The organism is Aquirufa echingensis, from assembly GCF_042714525.1.
Classification (GTDB): domain Bacteria; phylum Bacteroidota; class Bacteroidia; order Cytophagales; family Spirosomataceae; genus Aquirufa; species Aquirufa echingensis.
On the sequence record NZ_JBBKYA010000002.1, the window covers coordinates 354,493 to 371,607 of the forward strand.

Sequence of the window (17,115 nt, forward strand, 5' to 3'; positions counted from 1 at the left end):
CTTAAAAAACGGACTTTCATCCGTCTCGTTTTTTTTTAATTCTTTCCTGTGTTAAGATATGTTTGATAGTAGTTATCCCACAACTCAAACCTTAACGCTGTTTTGATGAACTCGTTCTTGTCACTAAGTTTGAACTCAAAAACCCACGTCTTACCATCAATTGATGCAACATGGTCAGCTCTAACTGCTCTGGCAAACTTTTGTAATTGTTTCCAATCCGTTACTTGTTCAGCTTCAGTCATAAAGTAGTCTTTAAGTACTTTTTTCATGGAAAACTCTAAACCCAATTTTCCTTTCAGGCCAAATGTCTTCGAGACCTTGATGAACTTGTTACCGTCATCATCAATCCAGTTTAGTTTAACCAAGTCATATTCATCACCGTTAGCCTTTTTGGTAATCGTTTGATAGCAATCAGGTTTAAGAACCATTGTTAGTCGTCTTACGCGAATCTTCTTTTCTTCAATTACTTGAAATATTTCTTCCGGTGACATCGAAGACTCAGCATCCTTGAATTCAAGTTTCGATGTGTAAAAATTCAAAACATCTTGAACCAGTCTATCACGTTCAGCAAACACCTTCTTTCTGAACCCATCTAAAATATTAGCGGAGAACTTACCTGACTCGTATGCAGAAATCATTTGAGGTAATGTCATACCTTCAATTTCATCAGCGGGAAATGCCATGAATGACTTCCCATTAATGAAGTCTAATGTTGCCAAATCCTCTGTCAACATCTTAAGGTTTTTATTCTTTAGCTCCTTATTATCCGAATCCTTATTTTTCATTCCCTTGTAATTTTTTACAAATGTATATGAAGTTTTATTTTCATACAAATTATTTTGTCAACTTTTTTCTTCTTGTAATTTAAACGAAGGCCAAATGTGCCACTATTCAATTGAATCGTTGATTTCGTCTATAATTTTTTTTATGTCATGAAGGTCCGTATCCATGTGTTTTATGATAGTTCCCCGGTGAATTCCTGAATATTTGGATATACTTGACTTGGAAATGGGGATACCTTTGGCTTCCATCTCCTCAATTGTGGCCCTAATTTTCAGCTTGCTTTCGTTCTCTTTTAGGATACCTCGAATCTTACCAGAAACCTTACGTTTGTTAAATGTCGCATCGCAATCCTTGTTGTAATGGATACGTTTTAAGACCGGCTTGACCTTTGAGTTTCCAAGGAATGTTGCACCATTAAATACGGTATCAAATAAACCCATCAGTTCACGCAGCTCCATCTTCTTATTACCGGTATATTCCTCATTCACATGATATAGATATGACAAGAGCAAATGTTTATCGGCAACTGGGTTAAGGAATAGTAGCTTGTGAATCATACTGGTAAACGTCTTATGTTTTAAAGTATCTTTAATTAGATATTGAAAACGTATCTCAACGTAATTAACTTCATTATAATCTACTACTGGATTCTTTACATTTACTGGTGTTTCCAGTATCAATTGCTCTAAAACTTCCTTGATTGGAATAGGTATAAATGGTTCTTGAGGTGCACAATGGATACGTATCATTGTAGTTTTAGGTTTTTTTTCTTCCAACCGGCACTTATCTTCCTTATTCCTGCCCTTTTTAAATAATTCCACCGGTATGTCTAATTCATTCTCATAGTTATAGAATAAATCAGGGTCTGAAGATATAAACATAGCACGTGCAATACCGCCAGCATTGGTATCTATCTTCTCATTAACCAATATGTTATCAATTATGTATTGTCGAGCAATAAGGAAGTCATTCTCGTTTTTGAGAATATTGGTCACCTTGAAGAAGATAGAAATCCCACCTCCACTACATGATATACAAATAAGAGAAGCGATATGACCATATTCTTCAATGAACCGGTCTTTAAGTTTTTGAGAATTGGGATAATCATCAATATCAAAGTAGATATATGATGATGGTGCAATTAGATTATAGTCCGATTCTTTTAGATTCCGAATCCTTACCAAACAATTGGGTGTAATGTAAGGTAAATAACTCTTAGGGGTTGAATAATCCATTCCGGTCCTTCTAAGTTCTCGAACCTTTTCGATTTTAAGTTTCTCAGGATTATTCTTTATCAATCTTACCAGTGTAGGTAAGTCGATGTGTCTTTTTGGGTAAATGTTTTTAATACCACCATTGAAATAAGAAAACATGTAAATAAAAATCCCCCATTATTTCACCGGTAGTGGACGGTTACTTTAATGAGGGGGAGTACTCTAAATCTTTATGGTATCAATCAGCTCCACTACAAACTAATTCTTACCGTTTTAATAAATATATCGAAAATGGATAAAAAAGGGAAGGCTTCAATGCTAAGGAATTGCTAAGAAATCTAACCCCACTTCCTGTAATTTAAAGGAGGTTTTTGTCGTACAGGATGTAGGTGTAACTTCTAATAGACAAAAAATATAATACTTGGGATATTTGTATCATCATCCACAATTTTAGTACACTAAAAGAAAGGATTTCACCGTAAATTGGCTAGGTGGGAATTGACCCATGTTCGAAGCTCAATCCATTTTAAAAAAAATGACAAAAAATGACATTTCCTCAGATGAATATTCACCGGCAAAAGGTACAATTACTTCATTATCCCAACTAACCAAAGAGCAGTTTCATGAATTGATGACAAGCAAACATCCATCGGCAAAGAAATACCGGGATTATGCAAAGAAGGAGTTCGATTACATGATGAAGTCTTACCAATCCCTTAACGACTTCTTCAATCATAACTCAAAAACATAATATTAGAGTATACCTTGAAATGTGAAGCTCTCACATGTAGAAATTGAACAAAAAATGCAGCATTCTAGCGTATTAAGGCATAATTTTAGGGTTATAACACCATAAGTCTAATATTATGAAAAAACTAAGTATTCTATATGTTCGTACCAGTTCGATTGACCAAAACTTAGATAGACAACGAGTTCAAGAGGCCAACTACCATAAGGTAATAGAGGACAAAATCTCAGGAGCGGTTGCATTATTTGAAAGACCCGGTGGAAAGGAACTATTCAAACTAATCTCAATGGATTTGGTAGGTTCTGTATCCTTTTGGCAAATCGACCGCTGCGGTCGTGACCTGAAGGGAATTGTTGATTTTCTTCATTTTATGGTCGAGAGGAAAATACCAGTTCATTTTATTGAGCAAGGTCTATCAACTCTTAACCATGATGGAACTGAGAATCCAATTTCAAAGATGTGTATTGCCATGATGTCTGTAATAGCGGAAATGAATCGTAACATGATTAAGTCGGCACAGAAAGAAGGAATTGAATTGGCAAAACTGAAAGGCAACGTATTTTTAGGAAGAAAACATGGTACCAGCGAAGACCCGCTAAAATTCTTATCCAAGTCAAAAAATAGACGTGCAATGGAATTACTTAAGAAGAACTACAAATCTGTTGAAATATCAAAGATTACTGGTCTTCATATCAATACGATTACAAAGGTCAAAAAATTGATGTTGGTAATGTAAATGAAATGAATCATATGTGGTGTGGTTGCCGAGACCCAAAGGATATTTGTACCTATCCTGGTAACATGAACTATAAAAGGGGTGCCCATACGGAGTCCCTGCTGGAGGTCCTGGAGGAAGTCCCTAAACCGGCCCTCCCTTATATATGAAATACCTTCGTTTTTAGACCCCGGTCAATTCCCCGTTTAAAATCCGGCCCAAATTTTAGTGGAAATTGGAAATGTCTACCCGCTAAAACCTTACAAACACCTTTTAAGGTGAAAACCCATTTTAAAAATTTTGGCATTTTTTCCGGTATTTATAGTAAAGAACATTTATGAAAAATACCATCAAGAATAAGACTATTTCGAAGAAAATCATTCTCTCAGAATCCCAATTTGAGCGTTTATCTCAGAACATAATAAACGAATTGAAAGTAAAGAATACACGAAAATGAGATTACAAGGATTTACTCAGATAGAAGACAATTTTGATAGCGAGAATTTGTCAAAATTAAAGGTCTTGAATATAACATTTACTAACCCTGATGCCTCGCATACAATTGGAAACCTTGGACTTCTAAAGGAGGTTAAGTTCTATGAAGCGTTATTCTACAAAGTATTGGAAGAACTAAAACTGGAAGAAAATGACTTGGTAGCAATTACAAGTACCTCGTTGAAAGAACTTATTTTTAATCTATCGATAATTTCAGCAATCCAAAATCAACACATTGAATTTGTTAATGAAAACATGTTCTATACCGGTCCACTCAGAAGGAATATTCATTTAAGTGATGAAGACTTCGAATTCAATCTCGAGGACTACGACTTAGACAATTTGGATGAAAGTCGACACTTGAATAGGTAAATTAATTTGTGCTTTAATTCAGTAAAACTTCATTCTTTGAATTCTAACTGCATTTAGTATTGCCAATAGTGCAACTCCAACATCAGCAAATACTGCCTCCCACATAGTAGCTAAACCACCTGCGCCAAGTGACATTACAATAATTTTTACAGCAAATGCCAATACAATATTCTGAATAACAATACGATGGGTTGCTCTTCCTATTTTTATAGCAGTTACAATTTTTGAAGGCTGATCTGTCTGTATTACTACATTTGCTGTTTCTATTGCTGCATCACTTCCCATTGCCCCCATTGAAATACCAACATCACTTAATGCTAAAACAGGGGCATCATTAATCCCATCACCAACGAAGGCAATTATTTTGGATTTGTCTTGTTTTAATTCTTCTACCTTTTGTACTTTGCTTTCGGGCAATAAATCACCAAAGGCAGACTCTATACCTATGTGCTTTGCTACTTTTTGCGTAATAGAATTTTTGTCGCCACTAAGCATTACAATTTGAGTAATACCATTTTGGTGCAATTGCTTAATGGCTTCCTGTGCATCTTCTTTTACTTCATCGGCAATGAGCACATAACCTGTATATTGATTATTTATGGCGACTACCACTATGCTTTCTATAATTTCATCCAATTTCGTATCGTACCTAATACCGAATTTATTTAACAGCCTGGTATTGCCGGCCAACACATCGTTGCCATTTACTTTTCCTTTTAAACCATGCCCGGGAATTTCTACTACCTCCTCTGCCTGATACATCTTTGTTTGGTTCTTTTCATATTCGGCTATGGCTTTGGCAATAGGGTGTGTTGATTTTGCTTCCAATGCTGCCAATGTTTTGATGAACTCACTTTTGTCCACTCCATTGGTTACAATTTCCTGTACTTTAAAAACACCTGCTGTTAATGTTCCTGTTTTATCCATCACCACGGTATTTAGTTTGGTTATAAGCTCCAGGTAATTTGAGCCTTTGAAAAGAATACCGTTTTTGCTGGCTGCACCAATGCCGCCAAAATAGCCTAAAGGAATGGAAATGACCAAGGCACAAGGACAACTGATAACCAAGAAAATTAATGCCCTGTACAGCCATTGTGCAAATACATAATCGCTTACAACGAAGTAGGGAATTACAACCAACGCAACGGCTAAAAAGAATACAATGGGTGTATAGATTTTTGCAAACTTTCTTATCAATAATTCTGTTTTTGCTTTGCGGGCTGTTGCATTTTGCACCATGTCTAAAATGCGTGCCAGTGAACTGTCGGCAAATTTTTTGGTTACTTTTAGTTCAATTACTTTATCAAGGTTTAGCATACCCGCCAATACCGGGCCTCCTTTGTAAATTGATTTTGGTTTGCTTTCGCCTGTAAGGGCTGCTGTATTGAAGCTACTGCCATCACTTAGCATTTCGCCATCCAGCGGCACTTTTTCACCCGCCTTTATTTGAATAGTTTCGTTTATTTGAACTTCTTCGGGTTTTACATCTTCGTACCTATTATTTCTAAAAACACTGGCAGAGGATGGACGAACATCCAATAAGGCTTTAATGTTATTCTTTGCTTTACTGACTGCTGCACTTTGAAACAATTCTCCTATGGCATAGAATAACATCACGGCTACGCCTTCAGGATATTGCCCTATGGCAAAGGCCCCTGAAGTTGCCAAAACCATTAATGTGAACTCTGTAAAGAACTCCTTTTTAAGAATAGCTTCCCAACCTTCTTTTATTACAGGAAAGCCAACTGGCAGGTAGGCCATTGCATACCATGCAAAGCGAATATATTGTGTAAAAAAAGCAGGCTTAAAATAATTATCTGCGGCAATGCCAATAAGCAGCATACTAAAACTGATGATAGCCGGAAGATATTGTTTGAGTATACTACTTTCAGCTATTTCCGTTTTTTGAACAGGCTTACTGTCATTTGCTTTTATGTCATGTAGCAAATTATCTGCACCAGCTTTACCGTACACTCTATCTTCTAAAGTACAGCAACTAATCTTTCCTTCTGCATCGTAGGTATGAACGTGATTTGGATCTGTATTTATCATTTTTTTCCGTTTAATTTATTATGCGAGGAAATGTAATCCTTAAGTTGTTCCTTCAGGGTTTTAAGGTATTCTTCTAAATATAAGATACAGATTTCATTTTTATTGGTTTCACAAATCTTGAAGGGAGTTTCATCCAAATATTTGTATAGTTCAGGATAATCTGATTCAATCGTTGAAGAGATTGAGATTATTTCTTGCATAAGTTGATTTACATTTTTCATTGATTTTTATTTTTTCATGTTTAAAACTTCATTTTTCGGTATTCTTTGAACATCGGAGAATTGTGTTGTGTTTGTCATAATATACTTTTATTATTCTTCTTCGCCCCCTGCTGCTTTTGATAGAACATAGAAAGCACCTTTGGTAACTATCATCGCATCTTTAGGCATTTCTTCAAGCGGTGTTATTTCTACATAGCCTAATTCTGTTACGCCTGTAATTACTTCAACCTTTTTAAACCGGATACTTTTTTCAGGATTGGCACCGATAGCTTTTTCACTCTTTTCTTTAGGCCCTTTTTCTTCTGTGTTTTCTTCCTCCCCACTTACTATAAAAATGAACGTTTTCCCTTCTGCATTTACGACTGCATCAACAGGAACAGCCTGCACCGTTTGATTGCCTACATTAATCAATGCAGATACATACATACCAGGCAATAACCTGATGCTACCTGTATTGTTTATTTTGGCATGAACAATTACGGATTTGTTTTCATTTTCGAAGGACTGATTGATGCCGAAAATTGTACCAGTGATTTGCTTATTGTTTTGATTGGTAAGAATGAACACCACTTTTTGCCCGCTCTTCACCTTGAACAAATCTTTCTCGTACACCTGCAAATCGCAATGCACCTGCGAATTATCTACAATATCCATCAGGGATGTTTGCATATCTAAATAGCTGCCGGTCTTAATTCGTATATGCCCTATGACACCGCTGATGGGTGCAATAATTGGAATTTGGCTTACAAATTTACCATTGGCTACGGATGCAGGGCTGATATTTAACTGCTGTAATTGTGTTTCCATTCCCTGCATCCTTGCTTTATCTGTTTCGTATTTTGCTGCTGCTTGTTGAAATATCTTGCCCGTTCCTGCACTTTCGGTATTGAGTTCCTTTTGTCGTTGGTACTCCTGGCCGGTATAAACTAATTCCTTTTTGAGCATCAGGTAATCCTGCTGCAGCTTCACTATGTCTGTATTTTCTAAAATCGCTACTGTTTGGCCCTGGTGAACAAAACTGCCTTCTAATACCAGCACTTTTTTAATAATGCCGGAAACCAGTGAATTTACATCGGCTTTGTTTTGAGGGGGAACTTCCAGCTGACCGCTTGATTTTACCACACTGTTGAGGTTTTTCATTTCTATTGTACCTAACTCAATGCCCACGGCCTTCATTTGTTCTGCGGACACTTCTATTGCTGCTGTATTTTCTTCTTTTGCTTTAGGCACTTCTTTTGTTTCCGTTTTATTGCTTTGCTTGCAGGAAGAAAAAATAATTGCACTTGCAAAAAATGTAATTGCAGCGATTGACTTTATATTAATTGACTTCATTTTATTTGTTCCCTTTTAAATAGTTTAACAATATAATGGACTGATTGAACTGGTTTACTGCATCGGTATATTGCAGTTTTGTATTGATAGCGGTTTGCAGATTTTGGATATACTCCATGTAACCAATTTCACCTTTGGTATATGCCGTGTTTGAAATACGGATAATATCATCCGCCTGTTTTAAACCTGTGGTTTCGTAGTATTGTAAACCTTCCTTTGCTTTCAGGTATTCGTTGTACTGAAGAAGATAACTGCTTTGCAGAAATAGCAGTGTTTGCTGCTTCTCTGTTTCAATTAAAGTAGTATTTATTTGAGCAGCCTTAATTTTTGCTTTTTGTGAGCCGAAAAATAAAGGAATACCTATGCCTACCTGTAAACCTGCTATCCTTGTGCCAGGGAAATAATTACGGTTAGTTTTTGCAGGATCAAAACCACTAACAACCATTTGATGGTAGTAGCCTGCATTCAAATCCGGTAACAATTTGCTTTTTTCAACCTTTACCTGTGCTGTATTTACATTCAACTTTTGATTGTAATACTGAATTAATGGGTTTGATTGTATAGATGCAGTATCAGCCATAAAAATATCGGGCAATTTTGCCAACTCATTTTCTTTTGGCATAATTGGCTCGGCTGAGTTCAACCACTTTTGCAAAGCCAACTGATAACTGCTTACAGTAGTATTTGCCTGTTTCAATTGTAAAAGGTTTTCTTTGTATTTGCTTTCGGCTTGCATTTTCTCCAACTGATTAGTTTCACCTGTATTATAACGAAGGGTAGCCCTTTTTAGAAAATTGCTGTATATGCTATCCTGCTGCTGCAAAAGTTTTACTCTTTGCAAGCCATACAACAAATTGTAATAGGCTGTGGTTACTTCTTTGATAATTTCATTTTGCGATAGCAGCTTTGATTTTTGAGCCAGCATAGTTTCCTGTTTCAATAGTTTATTTTGATTGGCATACACTGTTGGAAAAGAAAACGTTTGAGTAATACCAATACTGTTATCAATATTTCCGCCACTGGTAGGGTCCTGGGTGAGTTGTATGTTTGTTTTATCAGGACTAAAGCCGGTCTTTTGCATTACCTGCGATTGCTGAATGTTTAAGTCTGCTACTTTCAGTTGCAGATTATTTTTAAGTGCTATATCAATGCACTCCTGCAACGTTTTTTGATTGCTTTGTGCATAAGTTTTTCCTGCAAATAAACCGATAAATGTAAACAGCACTAACACAACCGTAGTATTGACAGGTGGCTTTGCTTTATTCATTTTATTTGGTTTGAAATTGATTTTAGTGTTGAATAAAATATAAAGTGCCGGAAGCACCAGCAGGGTTAATATGGTAGCGGTAATTAAACCACCGATCACAACGGTTGCTAATGGTTTTTGTACTTCACCACCTGCACCTGTAGAAAGTGCCATTGGCAGAAAACCTAATGATGCTACCATAGCTGTCATTATTACGGGTCTTAATCTTACTGCTGTTCCTTTTCTAACTCTCTCATATATGTCGGTAATGCCTTCGTCTTTTAACTGGTTGAAATAACCTATCAATACAATACCATTTAATACTGCTACACCAAACAAGGCAATGAAACCTACACCTGCCGAAATGCTGAATGGCATACCTCTTAACCATAATGCGATGATGCCTCCAATGGCTGATAACGGTACGGCAGTAAATATGAGAAAGGATTGTTTTAGACTTTTGAAGGTGATGTAAAGCAATATTATAATGAGCAATAACGCTACAGGAACTGCAATTCCTAATCTTGCCTTTGCTTCTTGAAGGTTTTGAAACTGACCGCCATAGGTGTAATAATAACCAGCCGGAAGTTTAAGATTTGCATCTAAAATGGGTTGTATTTCTTCCACCGTGCTTTCCACATCACGACCATGCACATTAAAGCCTACAAAAATTCTGCGTTGGCCATCTTCATGACTAATTTGTGCGGGTGCTGTTTTAAATGAAATATCCGCTACCTGGTTAATAGGCACCTTATTTCCAGATGGTAATGGCACATATAGATTTTCAATGTTACTGAAATCTTTACGCAAATCTTTTTGTAACCGCACCACCATGTCAAACCGTTTATCCCCTTCAAACACCACACCTGCAACATTACCTGCAAAAGCAGTTTTCAGCACCATGTTTACGTCACTGATGGTTAACCCGTATTGGGCAATTTTATCACGGTTGTATACCACCTGTATTTGAGGCAGTCCACTTACTTTTTCTACGAAGGGCTCACTTACTCCTTTTACATTTTTGATAAGCTCTGCCACTTTATTTGCCTGTGCATTCAGGATTTCCAAATCGGAACCATAAATTTTTATTGCCACATCCTGTTTGATGCCTGTAATGAGTTCATTAAACCGCATCTGCATGGGTTGTGTAATTTCAAAACTTACACCGGGTAAAATACTTAGTGCCTCTTCCATTTTTTCCATCATGGCTTCACGGGTATTTGCCGATGTCCATTCTTCTTTCGGCTTCATGGAAAGCATCATATCGCCTCTTTCGATGGGCATAGGGTCGGTAGGTATTTCAGCACTGCCTATTCTTGTTACCGCCTGTCTTATTTCGGGGAATTTATCTTTTAATATTTTTTCTGCCTTGCTGAATGTTTCTACCACCTGTGTTAATGATGTGCCTTGTTCCATCCTTATTTCAACTGTGAGGTCGCCTTCTTCCAGTGTAGGGATAAACTCACCACCTAAGCTGTTGAACAATATTATGCTGCCAGTAAACAATACTGCCATTGTAAACACAACGGTTTTTTTCCAGCGTAAAGCCCAACTCAGTATAGGTTCATAAAGTTTTTGACAAAAGCCAATTATTCTATCGGAAATATTCTTTTTATGCGTAGTTTTTTTACTTAGAAAAAGAGCACTCATCATTGGCACATAGGTTAATGAAAGTATGAAGGCACCCAATATTGCAAAAGCCACAGTTTGAGCCATTGGCTTAAACATTTTCCCCTCGATGCCTACTAACGCAAAAAGCGGCAGGTAAACAATTAAGATGATGATTTCGCCAAATGCTGCACTGCTCCTGATTTTTGACGCAGCTTGAAACACTTCATCATCCATTTGTGATTGTGAAAGTTTATTCAAACCAATATGATGATGCTTGCTCATGTAAATTCTGTGTACAATTGCTTCTACTATGATTACCGCACCATCTACAATAAGCCCGAAGTCAATAGCTCCTAAACTCATCAGGTTGCCGCTTACGCCAAACAGGTTCATCAGTATTATGGCGAAGAGCATCGCTAAAGGAATTACAGAAGCTACAATAAGACCCGCCCTTAAATTACCTAAGAGCAAAACCAATAGGAATATTACAATTAAACCACCTTCAATTAGATTTTTTTCTACTGTACCCATTGCCCTGTTCACTAATTCGGTTCTATCAATGAATGGTTCTATTACTACACCTTCAGGCAATGATTTTTGTATTTGTACCATTCGCTGTTTAACGTTGGCGATTACCTGTGCAAAGTTTTCACCTTTGAGCATGAGTGTAATTCCTGCCACTACTTCGCCCTCACCGTTTCTTGTAACTGCTCCGTAACGGGTGGCAGTACCAAACTGTACTGTTGCTACATCACGGATTAAAACGGGTATTCCGTTTATAGTCTTCACAATAATTTTTTCAATATCACTCAACGATTTTACTAAGCCTAAACCACGAATAAAGTAGGAATTGCTTCGTTGCTCTATATAGCTGCCTCCGGTGTTTTCGTTGTTGCTTTCTAAGGCTTTATAAATTTCAGGAATGGTAATATTCATTGCATTGAGCTTTTCGTTATCCAAAGCAATTTCATACTGCTTTACATAGCCACCCCAGCCGCTCACTTCTGCTAAACCCTCTGTACCAGCTAACTGCCTGCGGACAATCCAATCCTGCATAGTACGCAAATCGGTAGCAGTATATTTGTTTTCATAACCTTTTTTAGCATGAATGATATATTGATAAATCTCGCCTAAACCTGTTGTGATGGGTGCTAAGGTGGGTTCACCCAATCCCTGTGGAATTTGTGCTTCTGCTTCTTTGAGGCGTTCGCTTATCTGCTGTCTTGCCCAATAGATGTCGGCATTGTCTTTAAACACAATAGTGATTACCGAAATACCACTACGACTAATACTCCGCTTTTCAATTACATTGGGAATGTTGGCCATCGCGAGCTCAATAGGAGTAGTTATGAACTGTTCTACTTCCTCTGCGCCTAATGTTGGGGCTTGTGTAATTATCTGTACCTGATTATTTGTGATGTCAGGCACAGCATCAATTGGCAACAGCATAGCGGATATAACGCCCCAAATAATGAGTACCAACGTGAATGCACCAATTATAAGTTTGTTCTTTATTGAAAACTGAATTATATTTTGAAACATTTTTTTCTATTTAGTAATATGACTGTATTTATGCATACTCCTTTTGGCAAAAGCTGCTAAAAAAATGATACAATAAAAGGGTTATAAAATTGTACTTAAATACTCTTAAACCCAACGACCGTTTTGCCTATTGGATTTTTTTCTTTTTGCCATTATATAATGGAAAAAGATTAATTAAAAATGCCATACATGACATTTCTATGGCTATTCTACAATTTCAATAAAAGGAGTAATTAAGCTAATTTAGGCGGTTGCCAAATTGAATAGAAAACCTCTATATGAAAAGAGGAATTGTAAATAGGGTATTTTACCGACTGAAATGATATTATAACCCAATTGAAGTGCTGTATGGGTTGATAAAATGCCGATGACGGGCAGCATGAACAGTTACAAAATGGCGTACATGCCTCTGAATTTTGTTCATTATGGTTATGATTATTTTCCGCACTCACTACCTGAAAACTACTATAAAAAGACAGATTTAACTCGTTGCATGCGAAACATGACAACGTCAATAGATAAAAACTTAATGCTAATGTAGAAATTTTCATTATGGCAATATTAAACTTTTAAATGGAAAAACCAACAATATCATAATAGTTAAGAAAGTATTTTTAATGACGAAAACATTTAAATTTTCGTCATTTTTTTCCATAAATTCAATTACCTATTCTTAAACGGAAACTCAACGCTCAAAAACTCCCAGCTCAATTTTATCTTGCCTTCGTTTGCCATGGTCGGCAATACTTCATACATAAGTGCTTCAACTAACTTATCGCTTTTGATGGGTTTTACCTTAATTCGAATGATGTCATTTTCTTGTTTATAATCATCAGCCAGATGCATATCCCATGCTTTACTCAAAATCAAAGTCCACGTTTCTTTATCAGGAATAGTAAAAAATCCATATTTGCCTTTTGGAATAACTTTACCTTCAACCATTATATCCTGACCAAAATCTATCCATGTAGCTTTGTGTGCTCCCGATGACCACACTTGATTGTAGGCAACTAATCCATTCCAAATATTCCGTCCTCTCACACTCGGTGAACCATATTCTATATGTATGTGATTTGTCCCAATCATAGCCATTGCTGTCATTTTAGGACTTTTGGGTTTTACTGCTGTCATACTGGTATCGACTTTGGGTTGGTGGTTTTCGTGTTGGGCAAAAACACCCGTTGGTAGTGCCCCCAAAAGCGTTAAAACGATGATTTTTTTCATGATTTTGTTTTTCGTTTAATTTAAACTTTCATTTTGAATTCTCTCAACAGACTTTTAATAAATTTTAGTAAGAAAAAGTTATTCCAGCACCAAATCCCATATCGCTATCATAATGAGATGAAATGCCCATGTTTTTGTTTACGATGTAACGAAATCCTGCCATGTATTCCTTATCTGTGTTAAGCATAAAACTCATTCTAAGTCGTTTCGTAATAGGCATATCTTCCCTCATAAGTTGAAAACGAACATTTCCATCTTGATAGATTTCAGCTTGACCAATTATAAGCAATGGCAGAGTGTAATTCACACCGACAGTAAAAAGACTTCTTTGGTCCTTACTATTTGACTGACCAAATAGATTTGTTTCTTGTTCATCAATTCCAAACTTTCTATAACGCCAATCAAAACCAATAAATGGCATTAACCATTGCATTTTACCAATGTATCGACCGATATGTGTTTCTACTTCGTATCCATGAAAATCATGATAGCCTAATCGCCATTCTGACCCAATACTCCAACGAGTACTTTGTAACATTGCCATTCCATCATTCCCACTGGTGGCAACATCATTTTCTACCATAAAATGAAATTTACGGTCGTCTGCGAATAATTTACGTTGGGCAAGTTTAGGATTGGGAATCAAAGGATTTGGCTTTTGATTTTCATAACTTAATACTCTTCCCATTCCGCTCATCATGTGATATAAGATATGACAATGGAAAAACCAATCTCCTTCAACATTGGCATTAAATTCTAATGTATCTGTCTCCATGGGCATTACATCTACGATGTTTTTCAAAGGAGCATTTTCTCCTTGACCATTGAGCAATCTAAAGTCATGACCATGTAGGTGCATTGGATGGCGCATCATTGAGCCATTGTAGAGAATAATTCTAACATTTTCTCCTTTTTTAATTAAGATTTTATCTGCTTCTGAAACGACTTTATTATCTATACTCCAAACATATCGATTCATATTACCTGAGAGTTTGAAGAACAATTCTTTGACTGGAGCTTCCTTGGGTAAAGCTGTGATAATCGGAGACTTCAACATCGCATAATTCAATGTAATAATATCTCCTAGCGCATTAGCATTATAACGATTTGGGTTATTATCATCTTGTTTAGCATCAGCATCACCTGTTATTTCGGGATACATCACCACATTCATATCCATTTGATTTAAACTCATAGCCATACCCATATCATCAAGTTCGCCATTCATCTTCATCATGTCATTCATCATCTTCATACCTTCAAAATATTTTAATCGAGGTAAAGGTGATTTTAATTGTTTTACTCCGTTCCCAATAAAAATAGAAGCAGAATTTGTGCGGTCTTCAGTAGTTGCTAAAAACTCAAAAGCTTTGTTTTCTGAAGGAATATCGACCAAAATGTCATACGTTTCAGAAACTGCAATAATCAATCTGTCGACCTCTACAGGTTCTACATCGTTGCCATCGTTTGCGACAACTGTAATTTTGCCACCGGCATAAGTCAGCCAAAAATAGGATGATGCGCCCCCATTTGAAATCCTTAACCTAACCTTATCTCCTGCTTTTAATTCTTTTCCTGAGATACTTTTAAGTTCAGAACTTGGTTGACCATTCATGAATATTTTTTCATAATAGACGTCACTCACGTCCATCGCTAACATCCGCTTCCATTCATTTTGCAACTTGGTCTTAAAATGTCCAGCGGAGATAGCTTCGCCATAACTTTGAACGGAATTTTTTTTCAATGCAGGATAATCGTTTGCATTATGTAGCATCCTGTGAATGTTCTCGGGTTTGAGATTGGTCCACTCACTCAAAACAATTGGCAGGGTAGGTAAATCGTCTATCCCTTTTCTAAACGTTGGGTCATTCGGTCTTTTTAACATGACAAAATTGCCATACATTCCTATTTGTTCCTGTAATCCTGAATGCGAATGGTACCAATGTGTGCCATTTTGGATAATTGGAAAACGATAGATATGAGTTGTATTAGGCCGAATGGGCATTTGTGTAAGATTGGGAACTCCATCTTCCTTATTTGGTAAAAAAAGCCCGTGCCAGTGCAATGAGGTTTCCTCCTTAAGTAGGTTATGAACGTGTATTTCAGCCGTATCACCTTCGGTAAATGTTAAAGTAGGCATTGGTATTTGACCATTAACTGCAATCGCTCTTTTTTCTTTACCTGCAAAATTGACTAACGTGTCTTTTACGTATAGGTCGTAGCGAACCGTTTTTTGAGAATAAAGATTTAATGAAAATAAAAGTAATATGATAACTATTGAATTCGATTTATAAAAAACGAATAATGGGTTCCATTTCATGTTTAAAATATATTAATAATTATGTAGCCACTCATGACTATCATCAATGCATCCTCGATTATTGTAATTGTACTCATTGGCAGATTAAAAACTGCTCCCAAACAAGCACATTGTATTTTCCTTTTATTAAAAACTGACTGCAAAACTCCAATGATACTTAAACTCATCACAGTAAAGGTGAATATGTTAGTCACTAGCGGATTAAAATTAATTAGATAAGCCATCCCTAAACTAACTTCTATAAAAGCATACAAATAAGCCCAAATTGGTATTCGCTTTGCTAATACATCGTACATCACATAACTTTCTGCGAATCCTTTAAGATTCAAAAATTTAAAGAACGAGAAAACCAAAAAGAAGCCTGCCATGAAATATTGCATAGCCATCATAATATTAAATCGTTCACTATTAATTTGTACCAATACAACAACCAAACTTATATAAAAGAAAATCAACAAAATAGGTTTATAGGTCTCAAACCATGATTTTGCTAGTTCCTCTGTTTCATTAAATTGAATGGCAGAAATCGTATACTTGGGGTCTAATGCTTGCTGTAAATCTGATAATGGAATGTGTTTATTCATCGTAATTGTGGCTGAATTATCAGCCTTAGTAACTACTACCTCAGTCACATTTTCAATCATTTGAAGCGCTGATTTCACTTTAGTTTCACAACTACTACAGGTCATACCTGTTATTTGATATGTGTGTTTCATTATTTAAAAAATTGAAATAAGCGTAACCGAAAATGGTTACGCTCATTTAATAGACATGCATCAAAAAAATTATTTATGCTTATGCTCGGCATCCGAAGGCATACAATGATTTTCATGTAAACAATGTATCGCACACGCGACTTGTTGTTTATAATTATTGTGTAGAAGCATAACTGTTTGCCCATCACTATTTTTTACTTCACACATGCCATTATGAGAAGGCTTGCCGATTGTATACTTTTCGGTTTTATCATTAAAATAATACACAAATGAACTACCTTTAGCCAGTTTGCCAAGCTGTTTTCCATTTGAATCGATAATCTCTCCATTACCATTAACTTTCGTAACAACCTTTCCATTATTATCAAGGCTGCCCTCTTTTGTTAAATTACCAATTTGTTTATTTTGATAATAAATATGCCCCTTGTAATCAACATAAGGCACTTTAGTTTGTGCTAAGGAACAAAACGAAGTAAATAGCATCAAGGCAATTAATAAATTTTTCAACTTTATATTGTTTAAAT

At 36.2% G+C, this 17,115-nt stretch carries 13 protein-coding genes; 3 read left to right on the forward strand and 10 right to left on the reverse strand.

Annotated features, from left to right (window positions below):
- Positions 1 to 35: 35 nt before the first annotated feature.
- Together SKC38_RS04190 and SKC38_RS04195 are read right to left on the reverse strand one after the other, a co-directional pair.
- The gene (locus tag SKC38_RS04190; protein ID WP_223143236.1) at positions 36 to 785 is read right to left on the reverse strand and encodes a hypothetical protein; all 750 of its coding nucleotides are present in this window, start codon (positions 783 to 785) and stop codon (positions 36 to 38) included.
- A 102-nt stretch (positions 786 to 887) separates the two neighbouring features.
- Positions 888 to 2,156 carry a BT4734/BF3469 family protein gene (locus SKC38_RS04195; RefSeq protein ID WP_223143235.1) on the reverse strand — a complete coding sequence of 423 codons (1,269 nt, stop codon included), beginning with the start codon at positions 2,154 to 2,156 and terminating at the stop codon, positions 888 to 890.
- A 376-nt stretch (positions 2,157 to 2,532) separates the two neighbouring features.
- Here SKC38_RS04195 and SKC38_RS04200 point away from each other — a divergent pair, with 376 nt between their 5' ends.
- The 3 genes from SKC38_RS04200 (at position 2,533) to SKC38_RS04210 (ending at position 4,327) form a co-directional block, all read left to right on the forward strand.
- A complete protein-coding gene (locus SKC38_RS04200) occupies positions 2,533 to 2,748 on the forward strand; it encodes a hypothetical protein (protein ID WP_377975367.1) in 216 nt (71 codons plus the stop codon).
- A gap of 115 nt (positions 2,749 to 2,863) precedes the next feature.
- Positions 2,864 to 3,481, forward strand: coding sequence for a recombinase family protein (locus tag SKC38_RS04205; RefSeq protein ID WP_377975369.1), 618 nt, complete (start codon positions 2,864 to 2,866; stop codon positions 3,479 to 3,481).
- Positions 3,482 to 3,913: 432 nt separating this feature from the next.
- A complete protein-coding gene (locus SKC38_RS04210; protein WP_109323737.1) occupies positions 3,914 to 4,327 on the forward strand; it encodes a hypothetical protein in 414 nt (137 codons plus the stop codon).
- Positions 4,328 to 4,345: 18 nt separating this feature from the next.
- Here the strand turns inward: SKC38_RS04210 and SKC38_RS04215 are convergent, their stop codons facing one another.
- The 8 genes from SKC38_RS04215 to SKC38_RS04250 all read right to left on the reverse strand — a co-directional run bounded on the left by SKC38_RS04215 (position 4,346) and on the right by SKC38_RS04250 (position 17,098).
- On the reverse strand, positions 4,346 to 6,379 hold the full coding sequence (locus SKC38_RS04215; protein ID WP_377975371.1) for a heavy metal translocating P-type ATPase: 2,034 nt from the start codon (positions 6,377 to 6,379) through the stop codon (positions 4,346 to 4,348).
- Between the two features lie 311 nt (positions 6,380 to 6,690).
- Positions 6,691 to 7,932, reverse strand: coding sequence for an efflux RND transporter periplasmic adaptor subunit (locus SKC38_RS04220; protein ID WP_377975373.1), 1,242 nt, complete (start codon positions 7,930 to 7,932; stop codon positions 6,691 to 6,693).
- A 1-nt stretch (position 7,933) separates the two neighbouring features.
- Positions 7,934 to 12,331, reverse strand: coding sequence for a CusA/CzcA family heavy metal efflux RND transporter (locus tag SKC38_RS04225; RefSeq protein ID WP_109323756.1), 4,398 nt, complete (start codon positions 12,329 to 12,331; stop codon positions 7,934 to 7,936).
- A 233-nt stretch (positions 12,332 to 12,564) separates the two neighbouring features.
- Complete coding sequence (locus SKC38_RS04230; protein ID WP_377975375.1) at positions 12,565 to 12,882, reverse strand: DUF6660 family protein; 318 nt, start codon at positions 12,880 to 12,882, stop codon at positions 12,565 to 12,567.
- Positions 12,883 to 12,994: 112 nt separating this feature from the next.
- Positions 12,995 to 13,555: a DUF2911 domain-containing protein gene (locus SKC38_RS04235; protein ID WP_109323757.1), complete on the reverse strand. Its 561-nt coding sequence runs from the start codon at positions 13,553 to 13,555 to the stop codon at positions 12,995 to 12,997.
- Positions 13,556 to 13,619: 64 nt separating this feature from the next.
- Positions 13,620 to 15,875: a multicopper oxidase domain-containing protein gene (locus SKC38_RS04240; RefSeq protein ID WP_377975377.1), complete on the reverse strand. Its 2,256-nt coding sequence runs from the start codon at positions 15,873 to 15,875 to the stop codon at positions 13,620 to 13,622.
- A gap of 2 nt (positions 15,876 to 15,877) precedes the next feature.
- Positions 15,878 to 16,591 carry a heavy-metal-associated domain-containing protein gene (locus SKC38_RS04245; RefSeq protein ID WP_223143229.1) on the reverse strand — a complete coding sequence of 238 codons (714 nt, stop codon included), beginning with the start codon at positions 16,589 to 16,591 and terminating at the stop codon, positions 15,878 to 15,880.
- A gap of 69 nt (positions 16,592 to 16,660) precedes the next feature.
- The gene (locus tag SKC38_RS04250; RefSeq protein WP_223143228.1) at positions 16,661 to 17,098 is read right to left on the reverse strand and encodes a hypothetical protein; all 438 of its coding nucleotides are present in this window, start codon (positions 17,096 to 17,098) and stop codon (positions 16,661 to 16,663) included.
- Positions 17,099 to 17,115: the final 17 nt, after the last annotated feature.

Coding starts and splice junctions, on each gene's coding strand:
- SKC38_RS04190 (WP_223143236.1), bottom strand. CDS start 785: ATGAAAAATAAGGATTCGGATAATAAGGAGCTAAAGAATAAAAACCTT.
- SKC38_RS04195 (WP_223143235.1), bottom strand. CDS start 2,156: ATGTTTTCTTATTTCAATGGTGGTATTAAAAACATTTACCCAAAAAGA.
- SKC38_RS04200 (WP_377975367.1), top strand. CDS start 2,533: ATGACAAAAAATGACATTTCCTCAGATGAATATTCACCGGCAAAAGGT.
- SKC38_RS04205 (WP_377975369.1), top strand. CDS start 2,864: ATGAAAAAACTAAGTATTCTATATGTTCGTACCAGTTCGATTGACCAA.
- SKC38_RS04210 (WP_109323737.1), top strand. CDS start 3,914: ATGAGATTACAAGGATTTACTCAGATAGAAGACAATTTTGATAGCGAG.
- SKC38_RS04215 (WP_377975371.1), bottom strand. CDS start 6,379: ATGATAAATACAGATCCAAATCACGTTCATACCTACGATGCAGAAGGA.
- SKC38_RS04220 (WP_377975373.1), bottom strand. CDS start 7,932: ATGAAGTCAATTAATATAAAGTCAATCGCTGCAATTACATTTTTTGCA.
- SKC38_RS04225 (WP_109323756.1), bottom strand. CDS start 12,331: ATGTTTCAAAATATAATTCAGTTTTCAATAAAGAACAAACTTATAATT.
- SKC38_RS04230 (WP_377975375.1), bottom strand. CDS start 12,882: ATGAAAATTTCTACATTAGCATTAAGTTTTTATCTATTGACGTTGTCA.
- SKC38_RS04235 (WP_109323757.1), bottom strand. CDS start 13,555: ATGAAAAAAATCATCGTTTTAACGCTTTTGGGGGCACTACCAACGGGT.
- SKC38_RS04240 (WP_377975377.1), bottom strand. CDS start 15,875: ATGAAATGGAACCCATTATTCGTTTTTTATAAATCGAATTCAATAGTT.
- SKC38_RS04245 (WP_223143229.1), bottom strand. CDS start 16,591: ATGAAACACACATATCAAATAACAGGTATGACCTGTAGTAGTTGTGAA.